The organism is Cupriavidus sp. P-10 (assembly GCF_003402535.2).
Classification (GTDB): domain Bacteria; phylum Pseudomonadota; class Gammaproteobacteria; order Burkholderiales; family Burkholderiaceae; genus Cupriavidus.
Map to the genome: position 1 here is coordinate 637,315 of NZ_AP025172.1, position 26,253 is coordinate 663,567.

Below are 26,253 nucleotides of genomic sequence, written 5' to 3' on the forward strand. Positions count from 1 at the left end.
CGGGATTGATAACGCTGTTGTACCGATGCTGAGATCTGTCATCCACTGCGCACAGCATCAACAAAAGTATGTGATCCATCTACGGATTTCTATGGAGCAATAACAATATGAAGAAGGTCCTAATTCTCGGCGTCAACGGCTTCATCGGCCATCACCTGACGCGCCGCATCCTGGAAACCACGCCGTGGGAGGTCTACGGCATGGACATGAACACGGACCGCCTGGGCGACCTCGTCGACCATCCGCGCATGCACTTCTTCGAAGGTGACATCACCATCAACAAGGAGTGGATCGAGTACAACATCCGCAAGTGCGACGTGGTGCTGCCGCTGGTGGCGATCGCTACGCCGGCCACTTACGTGCGCCAGCCGCTGCGCGTGTTCGAGCTGGACTTCGAGGCCAACCTGCCGATCGTGCGCGCCGCGGTCAAGTATGGCAAGCACCTGGTGTTCCCGTCGACCTCCGAGGTCTACGGCATGTGCAGCGATGAAGAATTCGATCCCGAAGTGTCGCCGCTGGTCTATGGCCCGATCAACAAGCCGCGCTGGATCTACGCCTGCTCCAAGCAGCTGATGGACCGCGTGATCCACGCCTACGGCATGGAGCAAGGGCTGAACTACACGCTGTTCCGCCCGTTTAACTGGATCGGCGCCGGGCTGGATTCGATCTTCGAATCAAAGGAAGGTTCGTCGCGCGTGGTGACGCAGTTCCTCGGCCATATCGTCCGCGGTGAGCCGATCAAGCTGGTCGACGGCGGCGCGCAGCAGCGTGCCTTTGCCGATATCGCCGACGGCATCAGCGCGCTGATGCGCATCATCGAAAATCCCAACGGCATCGCCAGCGGCAAGATCTTCAATATCGGCAACCCGGCCAACATCCATTCGGTGCGCGAGCTGGCCGAGATGATGCTGAAGATGGCCGCCGACTATCCGGAATACGCCGTGGAAGCGCGCAAGACGCAGATCGTCGAAACCTCGTCGGGCGACTTCTACGGCAAGGGCTACCAGGACGTGCAGCACCGCGTGCCGAAGATCAACAACACGATCGAAGACCTGGGCTGGAAGCCTGAGGTCGACATGGAAGCATCACTGCGCCGCATCTTCGAGGCATATCGCGGGCACGTGACCGACGCGCGCACGCTGGTGGCGCAATGAGAGTCCCTCGCTCTCATCCAGGGCCGAGTGCCTCAAGGTTCGCAAAAAAATAGACCTGCATCTAGTGCAGGTCTCGAAGACTACGCCAACCAGCGGCGATAGGGCACCATAGGTGGTGACTGCCACCCGATCTGTTGAGTCCACCGTGGCGCTAGAGCGCGCCACGGCAAGCTCGAATCTCACAGTGAGTTAGTGTCCGACATCGGCATGCGTCCGCCGTCCGTGAAGGTATCACGAGGCCCGATGCGTGCGCCATCGGTGAACACGTCGCGCTTGTCAATGCGCGCCCCGCCTGCATACACGTCATTGGTTGCAGTACGGGCACCGTCCGTGAAGGAATCGCGGGGCCGGTGGATTTGACCCTTGTCGTATGTGGCAGCAACATTCAGCGACGCGGTCGCCGCGTGGACGGAGCCGATCGTCAGAATGGAAGCTGCGGCAGCGATAATGGCAGTGGGGATTGCTTTCATGGTCTTTTCTCCTAGTCGAGTTGGCGAACCCTTTGTTTCGCCATGGTTCAAGTGTAAAAAATGACCACCCACGAGCAAATGACTTATCGATTACGATTTCGTCATGTCCCGGGAAATGCTGAAAAAAATGGCCCCCATGCGGAGGCCAAAACTCTCTTGCGTTGACAAGGGAGTGTCGATTCCTTCAGGCGTCAGAACCTGTGACGCATGCCAATGACTGCCCCGGTCTGGTCCTTACCAGGAACAACGTTGTTGGGTGCGCCCGTTGACGAGTTAAAGCCGTTCACTCCCAACTGGGAGTTGCCGCGATTCAATGCATATCCGACGTTCATGTAGACATCTGTGCGCTTGGAAAGCGCATAGTCTGCTGACGCTACGAACAGGAACGGATCGGCATTCGAGTCGCGCGTATCCGTGTAATACGCTGCGCCGACAAGCGTCAGCGCTGGCGTCAGGCTATAGCGCAGGCCCGCCCAGTACAGATTCGAGCGGTTGGTCGGCAGCGTGCCAACGTTGCCGTTGTACCAACGGTAACCGATGAATGCCTTCGCGGGACCAATGGCGTAGCTTGCGCCAACCAAGGCACGGCGGTCTCTTTGGTTGGCGGTCGCGACCGTGGTGCCTTCAAACTGGTCATACACGGCGCCCACGGCGAATGCGCCAGATTCATACATCAGAGAGGCGCCCAGATTGCGGTCAACCTTGTAATTGCCCGGAACCTCGCCGCCTCCAGTTCGACTGAAGCTGTACAGACCGGATGCGGTCAGGCCGCCAAATGATCCGCGATACTTCACGGCATTGTCGGCACGGCCTGCGAGGACGTCGTCGCTCTTGAAGAGGGAATAGCGAGGAGCGAATGCCATCGGGTCCAGTTGAATCGCCGTATCATACAAAGGCGTTGTTTGACGACCCAGGGTGAGCGTTCCATACTTGCTGCGCAGACCAACGAAGGCAGCGCGATCAAAAAGTCTGGTGCTGTTGTTCTGTGCACCGGTGTCGAAGGAGATGCCGCTCTCGAGGTCGAAGACTGCCTGTAGTCCGCCACCAAGGTCTTCCACCCCGCGAATACCCCAGCGGGAGGTGGACATGTTGCCGGACGTCATGCGGACCTGATTCGATCCGCCAGAGGCGGACGGTACATTGCTGAGATACTCAATGCCGGCATCTGCGACACCGTAGAGCGTCACGCTGGATTGAGCGAACGCCGTGCCTGCGAACATGCCAAGCGTCGCGGCGGCTATACGACAAATCTTCATTGCTTCTCCTCACTAAGTCAGTGACTAAGTCCGTGCGCCGAGTATAGAAATCGGCAGATGACTGACAGATTGCGAGGACGTTACACAGCATGAATCGTGGCCTACATACGACAGTATTGGCTTTGTCGATAGTGGGAATTGCTGCTGATGGTTTGCGTGCGGGGTCCCTGAGATGATTGCAGATCAGTAATGAAAAACTGCATGAAATTGATCTCTGCTTGGCAAAACAGATCCATGCAATCAAATTAATCTGTGGTCTTCATGACTTGTGAGGAGGCGTCAGATGGAAGTAGTTCCCATTCCGAAGTATGCGCAGAGTGCCGAAAGCATACATGAGCAGGCGCTGAGACTTCGGTTCCGACGGCTAGAACTGCTGTCGTCAAACATTGCTAACGCCGATACGCCGGGATACAAGTCTCGGGATATTGACTTCGGCGCAGAACTGGAGAAGGCGATGAGAAGTGGCCAAAAATTCGCTACCATGACAACGACCTCTCCACGACACATGGTGGCAAGCCGGCCGGGGATCAACGAGAACTTACTGTACCGTGTGCCAATGCAGTCGAGTATCGATGGGAATAGTGTCGAAATGGATGTTGAGCGCGTAGCCTTCGCGGAGAACGCCGTTCGGATGCAGTTCTCGATTCAGAAGGCGGCTGACGAGTACCGGGACATGCTGAAGCTCTATCAGGATATGCGCCCCTAGTGCAATTCGGGTCAGGCTAATTGGCGGGTTTTTTTGCGGGAGGGCGCTGACGAGGAAGCGCCCATTGCGGACGGCTCGCCGGCGCTCGCTGAGGTTTCTTGCTTACGGGGGTGCTTGACGAGGCGCTGGCGCCGATTCGCGGCCAAGGCAGATATTCATGCGATGCAGTGGCATCGCACGCCGCCCCGAGAACTGCAACGCTATCCGCGTCATGAATCCCCTTGCTCAATCAGAGCCCCATCGTAGGCGTTGAGATGACGCAGTAAAGGCGGCTGAGTAGACGACGACGCTATTCATGAGAAGAACATGTCGATCGCAAGAGAAAGACGCCGTGTAAAGATACTTGCACTGGATGGCGCAAGGATTGCAAATTGATTACAGACTCGCAATGCTTGACTAAGACGTGCTGCGCGCTCTTTTTCCCGGTACGCGACCATCGCCCGCTTGCTATTGAGGATGACTGCGCTTCGCAACATATTATTTTGCCGCTTTGCCACAAGCAGCGCAGAATCTCGCGCCGCGTGGCAACGAAGTACTGCATTGGCCGCGGCTACTAGGGGTCAACGACATCCCGCGTTGCTGACAGAAGCGGGCGCCGCCGGCGCTTACTGCACCGCAGCCACTGCAGTTCATAGAGCCTTTTTTCGCCAGCGGCGAGTGGGCGCCATAGCCATTGCCCTAGTTGGTGGCGCCATGGCTGGTTTCGTGGTGCCTTACGTGGCGGGCTCCATGGTGATCAAATGGCTTCTCCAGAATATTGATCTGCTACTCCCATAGTGGCCGCCCCCGACGCGTGAACTGGGGCGACCAGTCTACGCCTGCAACTCTCGCAACCGGGTCATCGACGACTTGGCGGTCGAAGTGGCGGGCGAGGTACGTCAGCGACTGGTCGACCTCATCACGAAGCTCGTCCAGTTCTATGCAGCGCTCAAGTAAGGAGTTGAGCCACTCCATGAACTCGCGAACGCGCTCGATGTCAGCGCACCGGTGATTGGCCAATACGGTTCGTTCGCCATCCCACATAGGTGCCCAAGAGACTGGCGTACTCGACCTGCATGCCCAATGGTATTCACTTGCCGGAGCATAAGCATCGGCGCGCGTTCAAGTATATTGCGATATTTTTCGTGAAAAAACATGCTTCGGCGTGCAAAGACTGCAATGTCGACGCACATTGCCTCCGCAGCCAGCTGCGACATCCGCCGTTGGATTTTGCCTCTTATATACCGCGGCCCCTGGCGACTGGTAGAGATGTAGCGGCGCCTGCAATGGTCGCGTCATGCTCCGGTCAGGATATCTCCTTAGAATTAGGCCGATATGCTGGCTTGTGCCGGCGCGGGTAGCCGAGCAAGGGGGTCCATTGGGGGGGCGCAGCCGGGCATATTGCCATCTGGGCCGTGTAAGACCTGAAAGGACTGCCCATGCCGAATGTCGCCGAAGAACACTCCCGTCTCGCTCAAGCTGCCGTCGGCATCGCTGCCTGCCGCGATACCGTATTCGTCAGCATATTGAGGTCATGCGATGGCTGAGCGATGCGCTATTAGTCCCGCTGGGGGTGCAGAGACAGATGCTCGAACTACTCTATGCGCAACGCGAACTTTGCGTGACTTGCGCGCATACCGAACGGACATCCTCGAAGCGGTGCGTCACGCGACGTGCGGTAGGTAACGCTTAGCTCAGTTGTGTGCCGAACGGGCGGTGGGTCCCTTTCTCTAGGTCTTGAAGCGAGAATCTGATGAAACTTTCGATTGAGACGAATCAGCGCCCATCTGTTCAGGCGTTGCCGTCGACGAACCCCTGCGATCCCGCAATTGGGAGCCCTACGGAGGCGGTGCGCACTAAATATCGTCAACTTTGCGAACATCGGAATGACATACCCATTTTCAGCCAGGCGTGGTGGCTAGACGCAACGGCCGGGCGGGATAACTGGAACGTTTGCCTTATAGAAGAGGGCGGAAGGATCATCGCCGCCATGCCATACGCCTACAGGCGAATTCGTGGCTTTCCGGTTATCGTACAACCGAAGCTGACCCAAACCGCGGGGCCGTGGTTCGCTCCGATGGACGGCAAGCCCTCAAGTGTCATGTCCCGGCAGATGCGCTATATGGCGGAATTGATCGACCAGTTGCCGCTTTTCTCGCATTTTCAGCAGAACTGGAAATATCTTCACACAAACTGGCTTCCGTTCCGCTGGAGAGGCTTCTCCCAAAGCACCTCCTATACATATTTACTACCGCGCCTAGACAATCTTGGCGACATCTGGAACGGCTTTCAGTCGAACATCAGAACCGATATCCAGAAAGCGGAGCGCCGGCTCCAACTGTGCGTCAGAGACGATCTCGATCTCGAAGTGTTCCTTGAACTGAATCGCCACGTCTTTGCCAGACAAGGCCTACGTAGGGGATACAGCGATGACTATGTCCGACAACTCGACGTTGCGTGTCGCCAGCGGCTTGCTGGCAAGACATTGATTGCAGTGGATCCGGAGGGACGCCCGCATGCTGGCGTGTATCTTGTCTGGGACGAGCAAAGCGCATACTACTTGATGGGAGGTGGTGATCCGGCTTTGCGAAACAGTGGCGCAACTAGCCTATGCTTATGGCACGCCATACGCTTTGCATCGACTGTGACCCAGTCGTTCGACTTTGAAGGGTCCGTTCTGGAGCCCGTTGAGCGCTTCTTTCGTGCCTTTGGAGCGGAACAGAAGCCCTATCTGACGCTCACAAAAACACCTTCTCACCTTCTTGCGACTTTTCTATTCTTGCGTTCACGTAGAACTACTTCGTGAAATCGAATTGTTTTCAGACCGGCCGAGTGAGTCGTCGATTAAGACAATAGGGCAACTGACATTTGCGCCGGAGAACGCGGGCATTTACGAATTTTGACCCGAATGCAAAGTGACAGGTAGGTTATGAAATGGTAAGGAAAAGTGGGCGCGCGGCGTGTCACAGAACGGTTGATCTTGGACTACAGGTCTTCGGCGATGCTATCTAGAATCTTGCGCATGCCGCGCGTTGTCGCATGTCTTCTCATGTTCGCGCTGGCACTGCAGGCCGCGGGCGCAAGAAATCGGGACGAGGCGATGACAGGCCCTCACTTGCTGGTGCACGTTGCCAGCGTGCTGCATCACCATGACGGTGGCGGGCAAGTCGTATTCGGGGTCTCGCATGCTTCTGAGCGCCACATGCTTGACGACCACCCTACCACTTCTCTTGGCATCCTGCCCTTGGCGCCGTCATTCAATATTCTCCTGCGCGTAGAAATCGCGCCGAGGTCCGAAACAGTACTACGGGCGGATAGAGCAATAGCGCCACTCATACGACCTCCAATCGTAGCATCTTAACAGCAAGCGAATACTCTCCCCCGGAGCCTGTTAGCTGGCCAATACTCGCAATAGTTCGATGGCATTCACAGCACGGCTTTCTGTAGATCGCAGGCGCATACCAGCTTCGCGCTAGGCATTCCGCGAGCCGCTTGCGACGTCATGCAACTGCATTGGGAAGAAAATGATGAATCAGCTATCCGCCATCCCTCGCGGGGCAGCAGTTCCCGCATGCAAGGGAGCGTTCCTGACGTTACGCGTTTCAATTCACAACCTCCAGATTGACGTTGAAGACGGCATACATGTGCCTTCGTTACCTGATACTACCCGTGCACTTCTCGAAGATGACCTCATCGCAGACAAACCTATCGAAATCACGGGCGTACAGTATGTTGGTGTAGGCATTGCGCAGATTGAAATCGCTTGGCGCGCGAGAGTGACGGTCAAACACTTGCACGATCTCCTTTTGTGCAACCCCGCGCTTGATTTCGCAACCAACGCAGAGTCGTTCGACTCATCCGATAGAGACAGCTATGTCAGAGCCTATGCGCATGGTTGGGATGATGAGTATCACGTGAAAGGATGGATCGGATTTACCATAGAGCGTTATTGCCCCCCGCACGGCAACTTGTAGCGGAATATCCTTAAGTTGTTGCCTGTACCGGGCCGGAACTACTGCACATTGGTATAGGCATTGCCAGCGGTAATCCGGAAACCAAGGGGCACTGTCGGGCACGGGCAGGAGTTTACTGCCCGCTTTTTTTTCTTTTTTTGACGATCGATCTGCAGGCAAAGATCTGCACGTATGAAGAGCACTAACGCCGCAAGGCGCCAGTGTGCTTGGGGCCAGGACACTGCTTCAATTGGATGGCACCGGGCAAGTTCGCCGAGATCGGTCGGGTACTTCCGCTTGATGAGTATTGAATTCTGGTTGTGCTGTTGGAAACAGCGCATGAGTTTCCAGTTCAGGCCCTTCACGGAAGGCCGCAACTAATTACGTCACGCTGGGTACGGGAGAATCAATTCTCCACCTGGTTTAGCCACGACGAATAGGGGGCGTGAAGTGCATGTGCACATGGCGATGTGCCAGCGACAATTCCTGGATGCGCGGTGTGTTGTGGCTGCTCACGTTGTCACAGATCACATGGATTTCCTGGCCCATCGGGCAGATGGGCCACGATATCGGACAGAAACGCCACGAACTGATCGCTGATGTGGCGCGCCGCAGTCTTGCCTAGTACTCCTCCGGTGGCCGTGTTTAACACGGCAAACATGAAGCTCTATCCAGGACATGCGCCCCTAGGCCCTAGGGGTTAGTCGCGTCTCGCTAGTTGGCGGGCTTCTTGGGGGAGGGGGCTGGTGAGGAAGCGTCGATTGAGGACGGCTCGCTGGCGCTTGTTGAAGATTTTTGCTTAGGAGGATGCTTGATGAGGCGATGGCGCGGGTTCGCGGCTAAGGCAAGGAGGTACTCGTGCGATACAGTGGCATCGCACGTCGCCCCGAGAACTGCAACGCTATCTGCATCGTGAATCTCGTTGCTCAACCGGATCCCCATCGCAGGCGTTGACATGAGGCAAGTAAAGGCGGCTGAGTAGATGGCGACGTTATTCATGAGAGGAACATTGTCGAGAGCATGAGAAACACGCAATTCAACGATACGTGCGTTGGATGGAACAAGGATTACAACGTGATTACAGACTCGCAATGTCCGTCTAGAGCATGGCTTGCATTCCCCGAGATGCCCGGCACGCCACCATCGCCCGCGTGCTATTAAGGATGACGGTGCCTCGCACATATTACTTCGTCGCTTTGCCACAAGCAGCACAGAATCTCGCGCCGAGTGGCAACGAGGCACCGCATTGGCCGCAGCTACCAGGGGTCAACGACATCCCGCATTGCTGACAGAAGCGGGCGCCTGGGGCGCTTGCTGCACCGCAGCCACTGCAGTTCATCGCTCCATTTTGTGGCAACGGCGAGGGGGTGCTATAGCCGTAGTTAGCGTTGCCATGGTTGGTTCCGTGGCGCCTGCCGTGGCTGCCTCCATGGTGCCCAAATAGCTTTTCCAGAATACTCATCTGTAACTCCCGTCATGACCTTACGCGCTAACGAGGTGGCAATCGAGCTTCCTCGATTTGCTTCCTATCGGAGCGGCTATGGATTCAGTAGATAGTCTGTAGTAGCTACAGGGTCAAGCGAAGACTTCAAAGGCGGGGGATTAACGGTTGATTGGCGCACTTTGTTGCGAAAATGTAATCCGTTCGGAAATTGGCAGCCATCAAATGGCGAAGCGTTACGGTTCAGCGTTCCGTCTATCGCAACGGTATCGGGCTGGATGTGGACAGGGCAAGCGTCCGATTTGCGTCATGGGGTGCGGCTTCACCTGGTCTGCGCCATTCGGTCTGGCACGCGCGTGGCAAGAATTGAAGGTCTCGTGGATCTTGAGCGACCGCTTGGGCTATGTCGCCATCTGCTCCAAGCTGTGGCGTCGACGGTGCCATGTAGCTCGCGATCAGATACACCGGTCGTCGCTTGGTTTCGTTGAAAAGACGACCAACATACTCCCCAAGCACACCAAGAAAGACAAGCTGCAGACCACTCAGCAGCAGCATGGCGGTCATCATTGAGGGATACCCCCGGACAGGATCCCCGAATAATAAGGTCTTAGCCACGATAAACAATGCCATGGCGAACGACGGAATTGCCACCAAAAGACCAATCGAGGTCGCAAGCTTCAAGGGCACTGTGGAGAATGAAGTGACGCCGTCAATTGCGAACCGAAGTAGCTTCCGATAGTTGAATTTCGTTTGGCCCAGTGCTCTCGCGTCCCGTCGATAGTAGACAGCAGCCTGACTGAAACCGATCCATGAGTAGAGCCCCTTCATGAATCGGTGTTGCTCCCGAAGTTGGCAGAGTGCAGATACGGCTCGTCGGCTCATTACCCGGAAGTCGCCGGTGTCAGCGGGTATATCTGTTTCGCTCAGCCGACCCATCATTCGATAGAACCAATGCGCTGTGAGCTTCTTCAGGACTGTTTCACCATCACGCGAAGTTCGCGTTGCGTAGACAACATCGAACCCCTCGCGCCATTTCTCAATAAGAGATGGAATCAGTTCAGGTGGATCCTGCAGATCGGCATCAATAACCACCACGGCGTCGCCACGCGACACATCCAGGCCCGCTGTCAGTGCGGCTTCCTTGCCAAAGTTGCGGCTAAGTTCGAGCACGCCCACCCGTTCATCGCCGGCCTTGAGCTGCTGCAGGATTGCAAGCGATTGATCTCGGCTGCCGTCGTCGACATAGATGATTTCGTAGTCTAACGACAGGTTGGCCATCACATGACAAAGCCGAGCGTGGAACTGTTGAAGGACGGCCTCTTCATTAAAGATCGGCACAACCACCGACATTGTCTTTGGTAGCGGGCTAGGTGTACTCATCGCACCTCTCCATGGATGAACGTCCAGTTTGTATGTAGCGCATAGTTGATCACCATCACTAGTAGCGTGGACGAGATTTGCGCAAGTAGGTAGTGGAGGCCAAGCGAAAGTCCAAGCCACACAAAGACCGAGTTAAGAGCGAAGGCGACGGAGGCTACCGCTAGGAATCTACCGAGTCGGGAACCTCGCCGCTCACCTTGTGCGAACACCCACCGGCTGCTCAGCCGGTAGTGGGTAACCATCCCTGCAACGCTGCCTACGACAGAGCTCAAGAGTGTGGCCGCGCCGTAGTGCACAAGCGTTATCAACGTCAAATAGTGCACCGCGGTTGCCGAGGCGCCGGCTACGATAAAGCGGGCAAATCTCATTGCCGCTGAACCAGGACGTTGGCGCCATTGCGACTGAGTTGGGTCGTCTCGTTACCTAACCTAGGCTGTAGCCGCTGGAATGTCTCCGTCCGCATCACTGCGAGCTTGTGACCAGACGACTTCCACCGTTCGACGAAGGCGTCCTCATTCGGAATCCACTTGGTTGGCTCCGCGTCAAATCCCATGTCCAACTCGGATCTGGCACCCACAATCACGGGCGTCATTTCCGAGTAGAATGCGAGCCCCCTGTCTATTTGCCCCACGTTGAAGAACTCAGTGTCACTGCGGGACGCGGCCTTGGCCTGCAGGCCAATTGGCTTGATGGTCAAGGATTCAAAGGCTTGAGACGCCATCAGTCCGGCCTGAAGGCTGGCTAGTGTTGCGAGGGATGCGATGGTATGCGCGCGAAGCGGCCGCCCACGCAGGGCAGTCGCGAAGGATATGAGACCGCCAATCACCAGAATGAGCATTGTGATGCCTCCCCAATAGTGAAGCAAACTGGGGTCGCTCAGGTCCCGCTTCAGAAGTAGGGCGGACAGAGTGGGGTGCCACAAGAGAAGTCCGATCGCAGCGCCCAGAACAGGCATGCTCAAAAAACTCATTCCCAATGTCGACGGCGCTGCCGACATCGCACCTTGCGCAATCAACACCGCGAGTGGTGGGAACGCAGGGAGAATATAGAGGGGCAGCTTGGACTTGGAGAGCGAGAAGAACACGAGGACAACCAGTACCCATAACGAAAGAAACAGCCGGCTGTCGAATGACCGGGAGATTCGCGCATATCGCGGGTCCAACGCAAATGTCCAAGGCAGTAGTCCAGCAAATGGAAGCACTCCGGCTAAAGTGACGGCAACGAAAAACCAGAAGGGCTTATCTCGCTCATGGATCGCGGACGAAAATCTCGCGAAGTGCTCATGAATGAAGAAGTAATTCAGGAACTCCGGGTTGCGCAGAGAAACCATGACAAGCCATGGCGTGGAGACAAGCAGGGCGAGCAGACTCCAGCGCCAGAACTTGGTGCTCAGGAAACGTGCATACTGTCGAGTTAGGCAGGCATACACCAGTAGGGTTGCAGCGGGCAACACGACTGCGATTAGTCCCTTGGCAAGGAAGGCCAACCCCACAAGCAACCAAACCACGGGATACAATCGCGAGTTACGCTTCTGGAATGCCACAGCGAATATCAGCACAGCGCTTCCGAGCATTGCCCCCACGCCAATGTCCGTGGTCGTAAGGTTGGAGCCGAGAATCCAAAGTGGCGCGCCAGTCAGAGCCAGTGCCGCAGCGAACCCAATTTGACTCCCATACAGAGATCGTGCCGCCCACCAGGCGACTAGCGCACCAAAAAGTCCTACTAGGGCGCTCCAGGCGCGTGCCGTCCATTCGGAGGGGCCGAAGAGTTCGTATGCGCTAGCCGTAGCCCAATATTGCAAGGGCGGCTTGTCAAAGAACTTAATGCCATTCAGCCGTGGTGTGACCCAGTCCCCTGAGACGTACATCTCACGCGGAACCTCAGCGTATCGGCCCTCATCGGGTTCGTACAACGGACGAATTGAAAGTGTGGCGATCCATAGCACTAATGCGAGGCCGATGGCCAGTGCCAGGGTTATCTGTCGCTTCACGGGTCCGACCTTTTTGCTGTGGGACGAAAGCTACTACGGATCATCGTCAAGTACTTCCAGCTTTGTCCAGATGAAGAGAGAGTCGGGAGTCGTCCTTGAGTGTGGCGTAGACTCGCTCCGGCTAGGATTCGAGTACACGCGCCAATATTAGAGGCTAAGTACCAAAGCTTCCTTGACCCCGTTGCCACGAGGCAATGAGCGCCCATGGCTCAGCCACAAGTCGTCGATCACCCCGCAAGCGCGCGTGTTCAATGGCACTCGAGCACCGGAATTGTAGAGTTCGGTCCTGTCGGGAGCATTACGAGATGGTTACGGAGGGCTTGGTTATGCAAGATCAATTGGGAGGTCGTGTGACCATTGCTTGTGAATTGCAGGTCCGTTGCAATTATGTAATCGAACTTACACGTGCTTCGACTCTGCTGTGGGCATCGACGTGCATTGCGCACCATTCTGGTAGTAATAAGCTCTGTCGTTCTAGTCGAAACGAGAAGAGCCGTTACAAGCACTAACAATTGTTTAGGAATTCGGATACTCATTGAGATGGCGAAGTCGTATGATCGTTTCCCCAATACACAAGGAGAGATACATGACGAAGCTTCCAATCCTGGTTGGCGCGGCGCTAGCTATAGGCTTTACCAACGCGAGTGCGCAGACACATGGCTACGCGCCTGATGGACATCGCCGCGCACCGGCTCCTGGGGCGGTGCATATCATGCCCGCGGTTGCGGTGGTGCAAAATTCGCACCCGACTTATGGGCATGGTCCTGCGTTGCGCGCGTCGCATGGTAAGCCGCGGCACGGTAGCGAACATCGACGAGGTGAGCCCGAACGTGGTCGTCACGATGCCGCATACGAGGCTCGCGGTCACTAAAGCAGGTGTTCTCTGTGGTAATGAATGGCACGCTGGCGGCTATAGCGCCAGCGTTGGAAGTGCATGAGAGCGTGACTCGTATGCTTGATTCTCTGCCGTCGTCTGCGACACTATCATCAGCGGCTTCCATGACCGATGCCTGCGCCACGCGCGTGACCAGGTGACGGTCCGTAGTCACGACGCGGCGGGTAACCGTGATAGCTGGGCGGTCCAAAATATACACCGGGACGAACCAACACCGGCGGCGGGCCGTAGTAGACGGGTGCCGGCTCATACAGCGGTCGCGGAGCACCATAGATAGGAGGTGGCGGCGCAAACTGCGGAGCGCCAACCACTGCGCTTGGCGCACCGATCACTGGGGCCACGTCGGCGCGGGCCATAGCGGCCGCCGACAGCAGTGCGTTGGCAGCGCACATTCCCGCGAGCAACCAATGCCTAGTCATCATTCCTCCTTCGAGGTATGTATCTCGATGACTCAATTTTAGGACGTCACCATTCCCACTGTGAATCGACTCACCATTTGTTGTCGCGATGTCCGAACTACTGGGCTGACAATTCCGTGATTCATTACAAACGAATTGCATAATTTCGGCAATTTTGCAATCCGCTGGAAACGGCTTAGTCTTGGTGATCTACGAAAAATTATAACCCGGCAACGATTGAGTTAAGTGAAGCGCGAATTGACGAAACATTACAGTTTAGCAATCATTGTCACATGCGAGGTATAGGCTACAAAGTTCGTGCTCTATATATGTTACCTCGCGTTTAATCTCAAGGCGGCTTGCCAGCCTACCGAAGCAGTGATAACGCAAACGATTGATTTGTACTTGGCGCGGCGTTGTTGCATAAATCAGATCTGAAAACAAAGGTTTCCCGTGCTGATGAGTTCAGGCGATGCGGACGGACTGCGGGCGTGCAAGGGCCACCATGCGGTTGAGTACGCCGACGCGGATCGCCACTTCGGCCGCCTGGGCCCCGACATCACGCGCCCACAAGCGATTACCCGTGAGTGTCTTGAGCCGGTACATCAAGTTCTCGACCAGCGAACGCCGGTGATAGCCGCTGGACGTCTTCCATTCGCGCCTGCCACTTCGGGCAATGGCGTCAATGGCCTCGTTGCGCCAGACCGCACCGGACGTGGTCTGCGGCCATGGCATCGCTCCCTCACGCGGCGGAATCGACGGTTGCGCGCCTCGCGCAGCAATCGCCGCGTGGCATTGCTTCGTGTCGTATGCGCCATCGCCACCGATAGTGTCGATTGGCGTATCGGTGGGGATTTGATCGAGCAACTCGGGCAACACGTCAGCGTCACCAACGTCCTGATGTGTCATCAAAGCTGCGCTTACCTGGCCGGTCTTGGCGTCCATCGCCAGATGCACCTTGCGCCAGGTGCGCCGCTTCAAGTAGCCGTGCTTGCGCACCTTCCACTCGCCCTCGCCGAATACCTTCAGGCCAGTGCTGTCGACCACCAGGTGCAGCGACTGACTGGCGCTCTGCACCGGCAGCACCACGTTCAGATCCTGCGCGCGGCGACTCAGAGTCGTGTAGTTCGGGACTGGCAAATCGGCGAAGGCGAGCTTGCGAAGGCTATGTGCAAAGCCCTGCAGCGCACGCAACGGCAGACGGTACACCTGCTTGATTCCGAGCAGCATCTGAATCGCCGCGTCCGAGTAGACGTGTGGCCGGCCACGCCTGAGCGACGCCGCCTCGGGCGCTGCATTCATCACGCTTTCATCGATCCACATCGTGACGTCGCCTCTCGCGATCAAGCCTGCGTTGTACTTTGCCCAGTTCCTGACACGGTAGATCCCCTTTGGCTCTCCCCGCTTGTGTTCGTCCTTGCGCATCTCTCGGGCAAAAATCGAGAATCTACGCAGTTACCCGAAGAGTTAACAGGGGCGCCGCCCAGACCGTTGCGCGTAAACGTCAGGGCCCAGCCAGACACCCGGATTTATGCAACAACGCCACTTGGCGCCATCGAATTAAAGCGCGCCGTCGGGTGGCTTTGGAAGTGCTTGCGGTACGACCGATGACAGCGGTACATGCAGCAGCCATAAGACCCACGGGGCGGCACAAGACGCTCAGAGCCAGATGGGCGACTAGGTCACTTTATTGCGAGGAAGTAATGATTCTGCAATCTTTCGTAAACATTGGAATCATCTCACCGTTTATCGGCCTCCGCCTTCAAACCGCGGCGTCACCGCGCTCCCCAGTCCGTATCCGGAGAATACTTTCGACGTTCACAACGGCGATCAACCCATCATGGCGATTCCCCGTATAGGCCGACAGGCGAAGGGCGCTGATGATGTTATCCGAGTCTTCGTCGGCACAGAACATCATCACCGCGACTTGATTGTGTGCGTCGGGATTCCACTCAGCGCCGGTGAAAGCGTGATGGGGACCGGTGCCCCTTGGATGGCCACGCACACGAAACCAAGTGAAGCCAGGCAAGTGGCCGGCTTCATGTAGGGCCGTCTCAACGCTTTCCAGGCGGTGCGGAGGAATAATTGCGATAATTTGCTTCATGGCTACACCCCCTTTTTGGTGCGATTCTGTAAGAATTATTGGTCGCGAAATTTCATTTGTCCACGCGCAAGGCGCTACTAGCGCAGACGAAATGCATTGCTAGAAGCGGCGATTCGGCAGGCCCTCCATATCGACTTTGCTGGGAGCTGCTTTTCTACCCAGGATCGTGGCGCGTCGCAATGTGGCGCCCAGATCGACCTGCTGTGTCGGCGTTGTTCGCCATATATTTTTGCCCCATCCGATGTGGACCACCCAGGCATCGCGGTCCATGCAGAAGTTGCCTCCCCCACCGTTGAGGACTAATCTTCACAGAGACTAGGACCGGTTTGTCTAAGTGGTCCGCGAAGGAAGTGAGGGCCACGAATCGCCATTGGCGCGCCGGGCGCGTTCTACCCGTCTAGGCTGCGTTTGTGAACGGTATCCGCAGGCAGGCTGCGCTGAACAGTGGAAGCATGCCACCTTTCTGAGCCGCCAGGCCACGGCCTTTTGCGGCCTCATTTTTGGTGTCATTGCAGTCTTTCGAATCCATCGGCGATTTCGACAAAGCATGCTCTCGAACCCTGCTTCGCTGCGCAAACGGCTGACCTGCATCGTCGCCGCGCTCGTTTTATTGGTGGCAGCCCAGAGCATTTTCGCTATCGAACTTCCCCTTACCCTGGAACAGGCTTGGCAAATCGCCGAAGACGCCAATCCAACGCTCAAGGCGGCACAAGCCAGCCTTGCCGCAGCGCAGGGACAAGTCACCGATAGCCGGGGCCTGCTCTGGAACAATCCTCACTTGAGCGCGGACGGCTTGCGCCGCATGGTTCCCAACCCCAGTGCAGGCGACGACACCCAGCGCGAATGGCGGGCACAAGTCAGTCAGCAGATTGAGATTGCAGGCCAACAAGGATACCGCCGGGCGGCGGCCGAGCAAGATCTGGCGGCGATTCAGGAGTCCGTGGAAGAAGCTCGTCGGCTGGTGCGGGCCGAAGTGGAGAAGCGGTTCGTTCGTGTGCTGAGCCTGCAAGTTCGCGTTGCTATGGAACAGGAACTAGTCACCCTGATCCGAGAGAATGTCAACATTGCAAGGAAACGGTTCGAGGCTGGCGAAGACACGAAGCTTGATCACAACCTTGCCGAGGTGGAACTGGGGCGCGCGATTAATCAATTGGAAGTGGCGCGGGAGCAGCTTTTGCGCGCCCGTGCCGAACTCGCTGCGATGCTGCAATTGCAGGCGGAGGCGCTTCCGGAGGTTGAAGGTTCTCTTTTCACCAATGGCCCGTCCCCATATACCCTTGAACGCCTTTTGGCGATGGCCTCGGACCGGCCACGACTGCGCGCGCTCGACCTTCGGGAACAGGCAGCCCGCAGTCGGCTTGGCCTGGAGCGCGCCGCGGCCTATCCGGACGTCACCGTAGGTCTCTTTGCCGGCCGCGAAGGTCCGGTTCAGGGACGCGAGCGAATTGTTGGTTTAAGCGTCTCGCTACCGCTGCCGCTGTTTCGCCGCAATGCAGCAGGCATCGGGCGAGCTGGCACAGAACTCACTCACGCCCAGATTGAAAGGCAGACCGTCATCCGCGATACACGCGCAAGCGTGATGACCCTATGGCAGCAGTTGGGGAGTGTGCATAAGCGGGTCAACAGACTGGAGGAGCTTGTCCTGCAGCGCCTGCGGGAAAACCAGCGTCTGTCCACGGCGGCTTACCGGGCAGGGGAGATAAGCCTCACGCAACTTCTTCTTGCGACGCGACAGGTGCTGGACACCCGTCGCGAGGTGCTGGAGGCCATGACCGAGTTGGCCCTGACCCGTGTTGAGCTAGAACAGACGGCAGGCTGGGTCGGGCCGCAATGAAGCTTCCGGTCGGCTATAGCAGCAAGAACTACTTGAGGAATCTTTGCCTCGAAGGCTCAAGCATGAAAGTCCTCGTCCTATTGCAGCAATTCGGCATTATCGCCGCCGGGTTGTCGGTACTGGTCTTGACCGGGTGCGGTCGCGGTGACCCACCGACGCAGCAAGCTTCGGCTTCCCAGAAGAGCGTCCCGCAAACGGCTCAAGGTAGCGCTGCTTCCCCCGATGAACAGATTAGCGGTGGGGGAAAGCTCAAGCTCAGTGCCGACGAAATCCGCTCGTCGGGTATCAAGACGGCGGTGTTGAGTGAAGAGGAAGTCAGCGAACAATTGACGTTGACCGCAACGATTCGTCCCAATCAGGACCGCATCGTCCATGTTGCGCCGCGAGTAACTGGGCGTATCGTCAAGGTCCAGGTCAATCTGGGCGAGGCTGTGCGAGCTGGCCAGACACTCGCTGTGCTCGACAGCTTAGAAGTCGGCGAAGCGCATTCGGCCTATCTTCAAGCCAAGACGGCCCAAGCGGTGGCCAAAGCCGACTTCGAGCGGGCGGAGGCGCTGCACGGCGAACAGATCATCGCCCAGAAGGATCACATGCGCGCTCATGCCGAATACGAAAAATCGAAGGCGGCATTCGCCGCCGCCGCCGACCGCCTGCGCATGCTGGGCGTGAGTCAGGCGCCCTCGGCCGATGGCAGGGCAGTCTCCACGTTCCCGCTGATTTCTCCCGTTGCCGGAACGGTCATTGAAAAGCACGCCATCTTAGGCGAGTTGGCGCAGCCGGACAAACAGCTTTTCGTCGTGGCGGACCTTTCCCGGTTGTGGATCGAGGCTAACCTGTTCGAAAAGGATTTCAGCCGAGTCCAGCTCGGTGCGCCGGCCATTGTCACCGTCGCAGCCTATCCCGACGAAGCCTTTCAGGGTCGGCTCACCTACATCGCGGCCGTCGTCGACAAGGAGACGCGGACTGTCCAGGCTCGGGTGGAAGTCGCCAATTTAGACGGACATCTCAAGCCGGAAATGTTCGCTACGGCCGCCATTCAAACGAGCGGCGGCAAGCGCCAAAAGGCCCTTTTGCTGCCCGAGGAGGCGGTGGTCTTGATGCAGGGCCAACCGACGGTCTTTATCGAGCTTAGCAGTGGCGGCTTTGAGCCACGCGCGGTGGAATTGGGTGAAAAACTACGCGGGCGAGTCGTGCTCAAGAAGGGGCTCGCAGTGGGCGACCGGGTGGTGACGGAGGGGACCTTTTCTCTCAAGGCGCGCCTGATGAAGGCCCAGTTGGGCGAAGGCCACTAGGAGGCCGCCATGCTGAGCCGCCTCGTCGATCTGTCGCTTCGCTACAAGGTGCTCGTGTTGGTGGGATTCGCCGTGGTCGTTTTCCTCGGCGTGCGAGCCTGGTTGACGATGCCGGTGGACGCCTTTCCCGATGTCACGCCGAACCAGGTAAATGTCTACACAGAGTCGCCCGGACTGGCTGCGGAGGATGTGGAGAAGCTTTTGACTGCCCCGATCGAGACTTCCATGGCCGGCTTACCAGGTGTCGAGCAGATTCGCTCGGTGTCGCTCTTCGGGCTGTCATATGTCGGCGTCTATTTCAAGGATGACTTGGACATCTATTTTGTCCGACGGCTCGTCGGCGAAAAGCTGCAGGAGGCGCGCGAGCGCATACCGACGGGCTATGGCGAGCCAACCTTGGGACCGAATAGTTCCGGACTAGGTCAAGTGTTCTGGTACACGATTGAGTCGGCCGACGAGAAACTCTCGGCAATGGATCTGCGCACCCTGCATGACTGGAGCGTACGCCTTATGCTGCGTACGGCTCCGGGGGTGGATGACGTGACGACGTGGGGCGGCCAAGAGAAGCAATATCAAGTCTTAATCAATCCCCAAAAGCTCATTAAGTACAGTCTGAGTTACAAGGCCGTCATGGAGGCGCTCGCGGCGAATAACCGGCAAGTAGGCGGACAGTATGTGAATCTTGGCCAAGAGCAGTATCTAGTGCGCGGTCTGGGGCTAGTTGCCAATACGACGGACATTGGCAATATCGTCGTCGCCGAGCGGGAGGGAATTCCGATTCACGTGCATGAAGTGGCGGAGGTGAAGGAAGGCCCCGCTGTCCGCTTTGGCGCAGTTACCCGAGACGGCCAGGAGGTCGCCCTCGGAATTGCACTAGCCCGCATCCACGAAAACGCAAAGCAAGTCGTGGATGCAGTGAAGCAGAAGCTTCAGCTTGCTCAGGAGGCACTCCCTAACGGGGTTACGCTGAACCCGGTTTACGACCGTACGGACATCGTCAAGAAGGCCCTGAAGACCGCTGAGAGCGCCTTGATCGAAGGCTCGATTCTGGTGGCAATTGTGTTGTTCTTATTTCTTGGGGAAGTGCGCTCGGCCCTGGTAGTGATCCTCGCTCTTCCCCTCGCTATGCTAATGGCATTCCTGCTGATGCAGCAGTTCGGCCTCTCCGCCAATTTGATGTCGCTGGCTGGCCTGGCTATTGGCATTGGCATGATGGTGGACGGTGCGGTGGTGATGGTGGAGAACAGTTTCCGGCTGCTCTCGCATCAAGTGGGAACTGCCGTGAACCGCACCCATGTCATCCTTGAAGCGGCGCGCGAGGTGATCAATCCCATCGCCTTCGCCATCCTCATCATCATTGTGGTTTTTCTGCCTCTGTTCTCCCTCACCGGGCTGGAAGGTAAGCTCTTCAAGCCAATGGCGCTCACCATTACCTTTGCCATGGCCGGCTCGCTGATCCTTACGCTAACGCTGATTCCGGTGCTCTCGGCGCTGATCCTGAAGCCCAAGGTGGAAAAAGACACCGTCTTGGTGCGCTGGGTCAAGACGGCTTATCTACCCCTGCTCGAGCGCGCATTGGAAAACAAGAAAAAGGTGTTTGCCGCCGCCCTGGTGCTGTTAGCCGCGGCGTTGGCTGTGTTCCCATTTCTCGGCAAAGAGTTCATGCCTACCCTGCAGGAGGGAACCATCATGTTCCGAGTGACTGGCATCCCTTCGACCTCGCTGGAGGAATCGGTACGCATCTCCCAGACCATGAATGTCGTGCTCAAGCAGCAATTTCCCCAGACCAAGTCGGTCTTAGCCACCATTGGTCGGGCAGAGAAGGGGGAGACTAACGACGCCAACTACATGGAGGTACTGGTGGATGTGAAGCCGCCGGAGCAATGGCAGGAAAAGATTACGATTCCAGAGCTCTCTGATCGAATGAAGGAAACACTTGAGCGCGCGCTGCCCACGGTGGTACTAGCAAATACCCAGCCAATTCAGATGCGGGTTGAGGAATTGATTTCCGGTGTTCGTGCCACACTTGCGCTCAAACTCTACGGGGCCGACCTCGCCGTGCTTGACCGCTTGGCGGCTCAGATCAAGCCTGTGCTCGGGTCGGTTTCCGGGGTAGCCGATCTTTCGCTGGAAGCGAACAAGGGTAAGCCTCAGCTTGTGGTGAAGGTCAACCGGGAAGCGGCAGCGCGCTTCGGCATCAACGCCGATGACATCCTAGAGGTCGTCCAGGCCGGCATAGGTGGCAAAGCGGTTAGCACCCTCATCGATGGGGTGCGTCGCTTCGACATTCAGGTCAGACTCGACGGCGCATACCGCGACAGTCGGCAGGCAATCAGCGACATACCGCTGCGCACCCAGGCCGGGGCGCTCGTGCCGCTGTCGCGAGTCGCGACGGTGGAAATGGACGAGGGATATACATTCGTACGCCGTGAGCAACTCCAGCGCTACGCCGTGTTGCAAATGGACGTAAAGGGCCGCGACGTGGACGGCTTCGTGCGTGAAGCCGAAGCAAAGATCCGGGGCCAAGTCAAGCTCCCCGAGGGCTATTGGATCGAATGGGGTGGTGCTTTTGAGAATCAGCAGCGCGCTATGGCGCGGCTGGTGCTGATCGTGCCGCTCACCATCGGGCTCATCTTCCTGCTGCTGTATACAGCATTCAATTCGCTTACCCACGCCACTCTCATCATCGCTAATGTGCCGTTCGCCGTGATCGGCGGTGTCTTCGGGTTGGCATTGACGGGCCAGTACGTCTCTGTGCCGTCCGCCATTGGATTCATCGCCGTCTTTGGCGTGGCAATGCTGAACGGCATTGTATTGGTCTCTTTTCTAAACGATCAGCGCCGCCAGGGCCTGTCGATCCGCGAGGCGGTGCGCCAAGGCGCGACGCTTCGTCTGCGCCCGGTGTTAATGACGGCCTCAGTGGCAATACTCGGTCTGGTGCCCATGCTGCTTTCGCAAGGGGTGGGAGCGGAGGTTCAGCGACCTTTGGCGACCGTAGTTGTCGGTGGCCTCATCACATCAACAGCGCTCACGCTCTTGTTGTTGCCGCTTATGTACGAGTGGGTGGCAAGTCGGGCGGAACGCAAACGTGATTCGACCTGACAACACGCTGTACTGCTTCGCAACGGAACCGCTGTGAGGGGAATACCAATGAAAGAGATCAAGGCATTTATTCGACAACACCGTATCGCCAACGTCATAGAGGCGCTGAAAGACTCCGGTCACTGTGACATGAGTAACTCCGGAAATGGGTGCCACAACGTCACGGTATCGAAGGTGCAGCGGCCGCTAGCGAGTGGGGATCCCACGCAGCAACACTATTCGATGGAGCTTGCTGAAGCCGTTATCGCAGAGTATAAGCTCGAACTCGTATGCGCTGACGACGTGGCCGCTATTCTGACTGATGCCATTGCAAAGGCCGCAGCCACTGGGCAACCAGATGCGGGGTGGATATTCATGAGTGAAATTCAGCACGCGGTGTGTATCCACTGATTTCCGCGTCCTTCCCTTTGCTTCCCTCGGTTGAGAGTGCTGGACCCGTTTGGTATCGGTTCATGGACCTACGGAGCCGAAAATGAGATGTCTCGGAGTAGTGGCATTGCTTGCATTGAGCAGTGCGGCCTGCGTACCGTTTGTACAGCCCACTGACAGCCCGCGTGCCCGCGCTCGAATATCGGTGGAAGGCTTGGCACCCGACGCAAGGTTTGCGGGCGTCGATATCGGCCGTGAGCCCAGCTGCAGAACGTTATCGCGGTTTGACTTGATCCCGGTTGCCCGCGCCGCTTCAGCAGAACTGACGCCGACTACCGAGAACGCCGTGGATGCAGCATTTGCGCTTGACATGGATGACCCGAGAATCATGGAGCCAAAGTCGTTTGTTCGCGAGGTCTGGATTGAAGCAGGATACCAGGTTCGCGTCAGCGTCTATGCTTCACATCTGCCGCGAACCCTTTACCGTGCCGTCGTCTTTGTGCCGATCGACGGTGAGGACTACGAAATCCGAATGACAAAGCGCGCGCTGAAAGTCGTTCGTCATGACCACCGATGCGCCAGTTGTGCGTCAGTGCCGGTCCAGACCTCGCGTTCCCGTTGCCAGCCGGCACAATCGGCGGCATCACCTTCTTGATCCCGGCGAGCGAAATCCACTGGAAACCTCGCCCGAAAACTGTAACTGCTAGCACTACATGGACGGCTTGGCCAGCAGCAGTTCGCGGCTATGACGCAGAAGGTCCTGCTCGATATTGGTGTGCCAGGCTCCCAGGTCCAAGCAAGGGGAAGCGAAGTCGCGTGAAACGAAAGTTAACGCGGTATTACAGTTTTGCAACAATCGGCGCTTTCCCAGCCGAAGCTATAAAATTCGGGCGAGTCATCGCGAAGCCTTTTTATCGGCGTCTGCGAGTGAATTTTCATGATAATTGTCACGTCTATCTCGCATCTAATTTCGTGGCGGCTACCGCGCGTTCTTCGGCATCCCGAGCAGTTTTTTCGCAAACGATTGATGCGTATTTGACGCGCCATCGCATCGGCCTATGGCGCGCTGTCGTGTTGCTTGTCTTCGTGTGCCTCGTTTTTGGCCACTCGAGGTGGGATGGCACGTGGGTGTCTCCACTGCTCCTCACCTTTGGCATGCTTGGGGTCACACTTGCAACCGTGGGTAGACTTTGGTGCGCGCTTTACATTTCCGGTAGAAAGAACAATGAACTTGTGACCTCTGGTCCTTACTCAATCTGTCGCCATCCACTCTACGTCTGTAATCTGCTTGGGATTCTGGGATTGGGGGCAATGACGGAGTCGATCACACTCATGGCGATACTGGCCGCTGCATTTGCGATTATGTATCCGGCAGTTATCCGGCGTGAGGACAACTTCCTCGCCTCGTCGTTTGCGGAGTATGCCGGGCGAACGCCGGCATTCTTTCCGCGTCCTGCGCTCTACAGAGCCGAGAAGAGCTGGACGGTCCATGTCGCGTCCTTCCAGCGAAATATCGCAGACTCGATATGGTTCCTCGGCCTGTCTATCGTCGTAGAGTCATTTGACCTATTGCACGACATAGGCATACTTCGAGCCGTTGTCTCGCTTGTTTGATCGCTTTCGAAATCATCATGGCGGGGGCTTTAAGATTGCAAGGTCATGAAACGAGGGCGAGGGTGTTGCCCAGTCGTTGCCGCCGCTACCCTCGGATTAGATCGAGCGGCCTGCCATGTTTGCGGGACCCCATCATCATGGCATCGTGCCTTGCCTTCGGCGTCGCCAAATTGGTACGCTGCCTTGCAAAACACTTCGCAATAAAGGGCGACGCTGGCCCAGAATTTCTGCCCATGTCCCGCATTGTGGTCTTCTTTCTCGTGCTGCTCATGCCGCTCCAGGTGCTGTCTGCGCCGTGGCGGTATCTCATGCAAGCTCCGGATCGTATAGTCGAGCACATGGTCGAGCATGCGCAGCATCTCCCGCATCACCATGACGACGACGGCACCATCCACCATGGTGGCGGCAGCGGAATCGCTTGGGCATCAACTCGATTTTGACTACGGCACCAGCCTGAGTGCGGCATTACCAGACGTTCTGGCGCCATCCGCTTCCGAGCATAGCCAGACGGAGCCGATATTTCTCGCTTTCGCGCTACCAGATAGGTTCTTCGACCTCCCGCATCCGCCTCCGCGTCCCGCTTGGTGACGACGCCGGGACGGCATCCATTGAGGGTGGCGCAACTGTATGTCGCCATCCTGATGCGTCGCAGTACGTGATACTGCCGCTCGGCCATTTCCCAATCTGATCGGTGAGTGCTGACGCCGGGCTAATGATAGCCCTGCCTCCTGCACTCTGTGCTCACGCCGGTTACCCAGTCGTTGTGAAGGTTGCCCTGGGAGGGCTTTGCAATGCGTATGCAAATTGTACGGAATTTCCTCTGGCTGGTGCTCGGCCGGGGCCTGCAGGTAGTATTCGGAATCGTCAGTATTGGCATGATTGCGCGCGCCATCGGGCCGGAAAGCTTTGCCGCGTTCCAGTACGCACAATCGCTGGTGCTGATTGCTTCATCGGTGGCTCTGATCTGTGGGGCCGAAGTCGTCGTCCCGCGATTGGTCGGCGACCGGGCACCCGCAGCCCAGCACAGGTTGCTTGTCCATGTATTTGCGCTGCGTGGAGCCGCGGCCATCGCGGGATACCTGATTGTGATGGCGGTGTTGGCGCTGACAGAGGATGACAAGGTCATCGTCCTGACCGCCGTCATCTTCGGCATACCCATCCTATTCTATGAACCCTTTGGCACCGTCCGAGCCTGGCTTTCCGGGTCGCGGCAATCGGGGCACTGTACTTGGCGGGATCCCGCGCGGTGCCGGCTTTCGCGTGGGTGTTCGTCGGCGAGGCCATGATCTGTGCGTCGCTGCTAGCCTGCTACTACCGCAAGCGCAGCCCTCGCGTGGCGGTGAGCATCGACATCAGCCTGGCCAGGCGGCTGCTGCGCGACGGCGCGACGCTCTGGGTCAGCCTGATGCTGATGCTGCTGGCGAAGCGCATCGATCAACTGCTGCTCAAGCCGCACATCAGCCTGTTCGAGTTGGGCGGCTATGCCGCCTCCATGCAGGTGCTGGACAACTTCATACTGCTCGGCGCAATCGTGACAACCTCCGTTGCACCGATGGTGATCTATGCCCAGCCGACCTTTGCGCGGGTCCGCCGCAATGTGCTGTACGTCGGCGCAGGCATGCTGGCGACTGGCATCGTGGGGGGCGCGGTGCTTGCGTTCTGCGCGCCCTGGATCATTGCGCTGATCTACGGTGACCACTATGAGGCCGCAGCCGACCTGCTGAGGCTGTCGGCGATGGCTTCCGGGCTGGTGGACGCCGCGCTGACGTTGCTGGTGGTCTATCTGCGCAAGCCACGCTGGCTGGTGGAGAAATGGTTTTTGGTGCTGTCCACCATGATCGTGGTGGATCTCATCATGATCCCGATGTTTGGAGCCCGTGGCGCAGTCTATGGCTATGTCGCGGGCAATGCGGTGGCGGTGCTGGTGGGCATCGGCTTTCTTGTCCGATCGCGCGAACCGATGGCGACAAGGCAGCAGCCTGTGTAAACAGGCCGCCGGTTCGTCATCGCCGCCGCGGCTTCTGCCGATTCGCCTTCTAAGTGCTGCGCGGATGGACATCTCCCGAGGAGCGGATAAGCAATTCGGCCCGTTGCTACGCGATAGCTTTCCGGTTGCAGGAAATTTCACACTTGCTTCGCAGGACAGGGCCCACCAACTTTACGTTTGCGAGACCTTCTATGAAGGCGTCATATTTGTGGCGGTACACCCATCTTGCGCTACGCCTCAACTTCGTCCCTCACCCATCGCACAAGGTTCTGCGCAATTCCGCATTGGGACGATCCGGTCATCGGGGGGGGGCGCGTCTGGCGTGGGAG

At 57.5% G+C, this 26,253-nt stretch carries 23 protein-coding genes; 13 read left to right on the forward strand and 10 right to left on the reverse strand.

Translation table 11 applies throughout. The features are described 5' to 3' along the window. The first annotated feature begins 107 nt into the window (after positions 1-107). The gene (locus CTP10_RS32905) at positions 108-1,154 is read left to right on the forward strand and encodes a bifunctional UDP-4-keto-pentose/UDP-xylose synthase (RefSeq protein WP_116323655.1); all 1,047 of its coding nucleotides are present in this window, start codon (positions 108-110) and stop codon (positions 1,152-1,154) included. 179 nt (positions 1,155-1,333) lie between these two features. On the opposite strand, the gene CTP10_RS32910 is transcribed toward CTP10_RS32905, so the two are convergent. Next, positions 1,334-1,624 (reverse strand): hypothetical protein, encoded by a 291-nt coding sequence (locus CTP10_RS32910; protein WP_116323654.1) that lies wholly within the window; start codon positions 1,622-1,624, stop codon positions 1,334-1,336. A gap of 191 nt (positions 1,625-1,815) precedes the next feature. Further along, complete coding sequence (locus tag CTP10_RS32915) at positions 1,816-2,880, reverse strand: porin (RefSeq protein ID WP_116323653.1); 1,065 nt, start codon at positions 2,878-2,880, stop codon at positions 1,816-1,818. Positions 2,881-3,163: 283 nt separating this feature from the next. On the opposite strand from CTP10_RS32915, the gene flgB reads away from it, so the two are divergent. Then, entirely contained in the window at positions 3,164-3,586 is a 423-nt protein-coding gene (gene flgB / locus CTP10_RS32920) for a flagellar basal body rod protein FlgB (protein WP_116323652.1), read from the forward strand. A gap of 477 nt (positions 3,587-4,063) precedes the next feature. On the opposite strand, the gene CTP10_RS41180 is transcribed toward flgB, so the two are convergent. After that, positions 4,064-4,219 carry a double zinc ribbon domain-containing protein gene (locus tag CTP10_RS41180; RefSeq protein WP_334223339.1) on the reverse strand — a complete coding sequence of 52 codons (156 nt, stop codon included), beginning with the start codon at positions 4,217-4,219 and terminating at the stop codon, positions 4,064-4,066. Between the two features lie 1,099 nt (positions 4,220-5,318). Here CTP10_RS41180 and CTP10_RS32925 point away from each other — a divergent pair. Then, positions 5,319-6,371, forward strand: a complete 1,053-nt coding sequence (locus tag CTP10_RS32925) for a GNAT family N-acetyltransferase (RefSeq protein ID WP_116323650.1) — start codon at positions 5,319-5,321, stop codon at positions 6,369-6,371. Positions 6,372-7,089: 718 nt separating this feature from the next. Continuing rightward, positions 7,090-7,539 carry a hypothetical protein gene (locus CTP10_RS32930; protein ID WP_147316333.1) on the forward strand — a complete coding sequence of 150 codons (450 nt, stop codon included), beginning with the start codon at positions 7,090-7,092 and terminating at the stop codon, positions 7,537-7,539. A 1,162-nt stretch (positions 7,540-8,701) separates the two neighbouring features. Here the strand turns inward: CTP10_RS32930 and CTP10_RS41185 are convergent. From CTP10_RS41185 to CTP10_RS32965, 7 genes are all read right to left on the reverse strand, one after another. Further along, entirely contained in the window at positions 8,702-8,980 is a 279-nt protein-coding gene (locus tag CTP10_RS41185) for a zinc ribbon domain-containing protein (protein ID WP_116323649.1), read from the reverse strand. A 234-nt stretch (positions 8,981-9,214) separates the two neighbouring features. Then, the gene (locus CTP10_RS32940) at positions 9,215-10,339 is read right to left on the reverse strand and encodes a glycosyltransferase family 2 protein (protein ID WP_116323648.1); all 1,125 of its coding nucleotides are present in this window, start codon (positions 10,337-10,339) and stop codon (positions 9,215-9,217) included. Next, positions 10,336-10,707, reverse strand: a complete 372-nt coding sequence (locus tag CTP10_RS32945) for a GtrA family protein (protein WP_116323647.1) — start codon at positions 10,705-10,707, stop codon at positions 10,336-10,338. Before CTP10_RS32945 ends, CTP10_RS32940 begins: the two co-directional genes overlap by 4 nt. Then, positions 10,704-12,329 carry a glycosyltransferase family 39 protein gene (locus CTP10_RS32950; protein WP_233528460.1) on the reverse strand — a complete coding sequence of 542 codons (1,626 nt, stop codon included), beginning with the start codon at positions 12,327-12,329 and terminating at the stop codon, positions 10,704-10,706. The genes CTP10_RS32945 and CTP10_RS32950 overlap by 4 nt, the downstream gene beginning before the upstream one ends. 1,758 nt (positions 12,330-14,087) lie before the next feature. Beyond that, positions 14,088-15,047 carry an IS5 family transposase gene (locus CTP10_RS32955; RefSeq protein WP_271816186.1) on the reverse strand — a complete coding sequence of 320 codons (960 nt, stop codon included), beginning with the start codon at positions 15,045-15,047 and terminating at the stop codon, positions 14,088-14,090. A gap of 337 nt (positions 15,048-15,384) precedes the next feature. Beyond that, entirely contained in the window at positions 15,385-15,726 is a 342-nt protein-coding gene (locus CTP10_RS32960; RefSeq protein ID WP_116323996.1) for a P-II family nitrogen regulator, read from the reverse strand. A 99-nt stretch (positions 15,727-15,825) separates the two neighbouring features. After that, on the reverse strand, positions 15,826-15,996 hold the full coding sequence (locus tag CTP10_RS32965; protein ID WP_158577778.1) for a hypothetical protein: 171 nt from the start codon (positions 15,994-15,996) through the stop codon (positions 15,826-15,828). A 277-nt stretch (positions 15,997-16,273) separates the two neighbouring features. On the opposite strand from CTP10_RS32965, the gene CTP10_RS32970 reads away from it, so the two are divergent. The 9 genes from CTP10_RS32970 to CTP10_RS33010 all read left to right on the forward strand — a co-directional run bounded on the left by CTP10_RS32970 (position 16,274) and on the right by CTP10_RS33010 (position 25,924). After that, positions 16,274-17,560, forward strand: a complete 1,287-nt coding sequence (locus CTP10_RS32970; protein WP_116323995.1) for a TolC family protein — start codon at positions 16,274-16,276, stop codon at positions 17,558-17,560. A gap of 62 nt (positions 17,561-17,622) precedes the next feature. After that, on the forward strand, positions 17,623-18,852 hold the full coding sequence (locus CTP10_RS32975; protein WP_199414767.1) for an efflux RND transporter periplasmic adaptor subunit: 1,230 nt from the start codon (positions 17,623-17,625) through the stop codon (positions 18,850-18,852). 9 nt (positions 18,853-18,861) lie between these two features. Beyond that, the gene (locus tag CTP10_RS32980; RefSeq protein ID WP_116323993.1) at positions 18,862-21,954 is read left to right on the forward strand and encodes an efflux RND transporter permease subunit; all 3,093 of its coding nucleotides are present in this window, start codon (positions 18,862-18,864) and stop codon (positions 21,952-21,954) included. A 48-nt stretch (positions 21,955-22,002) separates the two neighbouring features. Further along, positions 22,003-22,344, forward strand: a complete 342-nt coding sequence (locus tag CTP10_RS32985; RefSeq protein ID WP_116323992.1) for a P-II family nitrogen regulator — start codon at positions 22,003-22,005, stop codon at positions 22,342-22,344. Positions 22,345-22,537: 193 nt separating this feature from the next. Continuing rightward, positions 22,538-22,978 (forward strand): hypothetical protein, encoded by a 441-nt coding sequence (locus tag CTP10_RS32990; RefSeq protein ID WP_199414768.1) that lies wholly within the window; start codon positions 22,538-22,540, stop codon positions 22,976-22,978. A 161-nt stretch (positions 22,979-23,139) separates the two neighbouring features. Then, positions 23,140-23,937 carry a methyltransferase family protein gene (locus CTP10_RS32995; RefSeq protein ID WP_271816187.1) on the forward strand — a complete coding sequence of 266 codons (798 nt, stop codon included), beginning with the start codon at positions 23,140-23,142 and terminating at the stop codon, positions 23,935-23,937. 233 nt (positions 23,938-24,170) lie between these two features. After that, positions 24,171-24,377 (forward strand): hypothetical protein, encoded by a 207-nt coding sequence (locus CTP10_RS33000; RefSeq protein ID WP_147316355.1) that lies wholly within the window; start codon positions 24,171-24,173, stop codon positions 24,375-24,377. Positions 24,378-24,728: 351 nt separating this feature from the next. Continuing rightward, positions 24,729-25,223 carry a lipopolysaccharide biosynthesis protein gene (locus tag CTP10_RS33005; RefSeq protein WP_233528501.1) on the forward strand — a complete coding sequence of 165 codons (495 nt, stop codon included), beginning with the start codon at positions 24,729-24,731 and terminating at the stop codon, positions 25,221-25,223. Beyond that, positions 25,166-25,924, forward strand: coding sequence for a lipopolysaccharide biosynthesis protein (locus tag CTP10_RS33010; RefSeq protein WP_271816189.1), 759 nt, complete (start codon positions 25,166-25,168; stop codon positions 25,922-25,924). The genes CTP10_RS33005 and CTP10_RS33010 overlap by 58 nt, the downstream gene beginning before the upstream one ends. Positions 25,925-26,253 lie beyond the last annotated feature (329 nt).

Bases quoted from the DNA above. Each gene is read 5' to 3' on its own strand.
- CTP10_RS32905 (WP_116323655.1), top strand. From the start codon at position 108: ATGAAGAAGGTCCTAATTCTCGGCGTCAACGGCTTCATCGGCCATCAC.
- CTP10_RS32910 (WP_116323654.1), bottom strand. From the start codon at position 1,624: ATGAAAGCAATCCCCACTGCCATTATCGCTGCCGCAGCTTCCATTCTG.
- CTP10_RS32915 (WP_116323653.1), bottom strand. From the start codon at position 2,880: ATGAAGATTTGTCGTATAGCCGCCGCGACGCTTGGCATGTTCGCAGGC.
- flgB (WP_116323652.1), top strand. From the start codon at position 3,164: ATGGAAGTAGTTCCCATTCCGAAGTATGCGCAGAGTGCCGAAAGCATA.
- CTP10_RS41180 (WP_334223339.1), bottom strand. From the start codon at position 4,219: ATGAACTGCAGTGGCTGCGGTGCAGTAAGCGCCGGCGGCGCCCGCTTC.
- CTP10_RS32925 (WP_116323650.1), top strand. From the start codon at position 5,319: ATGAAACTTTCGATTGAGACGAATCAGCGCCCATCTGTTCAGGCGTTG.
- CTP10_RS32930 (WP_147316333.1), top strand. From the start codon at position 7,090: ATGATGAATCAGCTATCCGCCATCCCTCGCGGGGCAGCAGTTCCCGCA.
- CTP10_RS41185 (WP_116323649.1), bottom strand. From the start codon at position 8,980: ATGAGTATTCTGGAAAAGCTATTTGGGCACCATGGAGGCAGCCACGGC.
- CTP10_RS32940 (WP_116323648.1), bottom strand. From the start codon at position 10,339: ATGAGTACACCTAGCCCGCTACCAAAGACAATGTCGGTGGTTGTGCCG.
- CTP10_RS32945 (WP_116323647.1), bottom strand. From the start codon at position 10,707: ATGAGATTTGCCCGCTTTATCGTAGCCGGCGCCTCGGCAACCGCGGTG.
- CTP10_RS32955 (WP_271816186.1), bottom strand. From the start codon at position 15,047: ATGCGCAAGGACGAACACAAGCGGGGAGAGCCAAAGGGGATCTACCGT.
- CTP10_RS32960 (WP_116323996.1), bottom strand. From the start codon at position 15,726: ATGAAGCAAATTATCGCAATTATTCCTCCGCACCGCCTGGAAAGCGTT.
- CTP10_RS32965 (WP_158577778.1), bottom strand. From the start codon at position 15,996: ATGGACCGCGATGCCTGGGTGGTCCACATCGGATGGGGCAAAAATATA.
- CTP10_RS32970 (WP_116323995.1), top strand. From the start codon at position 16,274: ATGCTCTCGAACCCTGCTTCGCTGCGCAAACGGCTGACCTGCATCGTC.
- CTP10_RS32975 (WP_199414767.1), top strand. From the start codon at position 17,623: ATGAAAGTCCTCGTCCTATTGCAGCAATTCGGCATTATCGCCGCCGGG.
- CTP10_RS32980 (WP_116323993.1), top strand. From the start codon at position 18,862: ATGCTGAGCCGCCTCGTCGATCTGTCGCTTCGCTACAAGGTGCTCGTG.
- CTP10_RS32985 (WP_116323992.1), top strand. From the start codon at position 22,003: ATGAAAGAGATCAAGGCATTTATTCGACAACACCGTATCGCCAACGTC.
- CTP10_RS33000 (WP_147316355.1), top strand. From the start codon at position 24,171: ATGTCCCGCATTGTGGTCTTCTTTCTCGTGCTGCTCATGCCGCTCCAG.
- CTP10_RS33005 (WP_233528501.1), top strand. From the start codon at position 24,729: ATGCGTATGCAAATTGTACGGAATTTCCTCTGGCTGGTGCTCGGCCGG.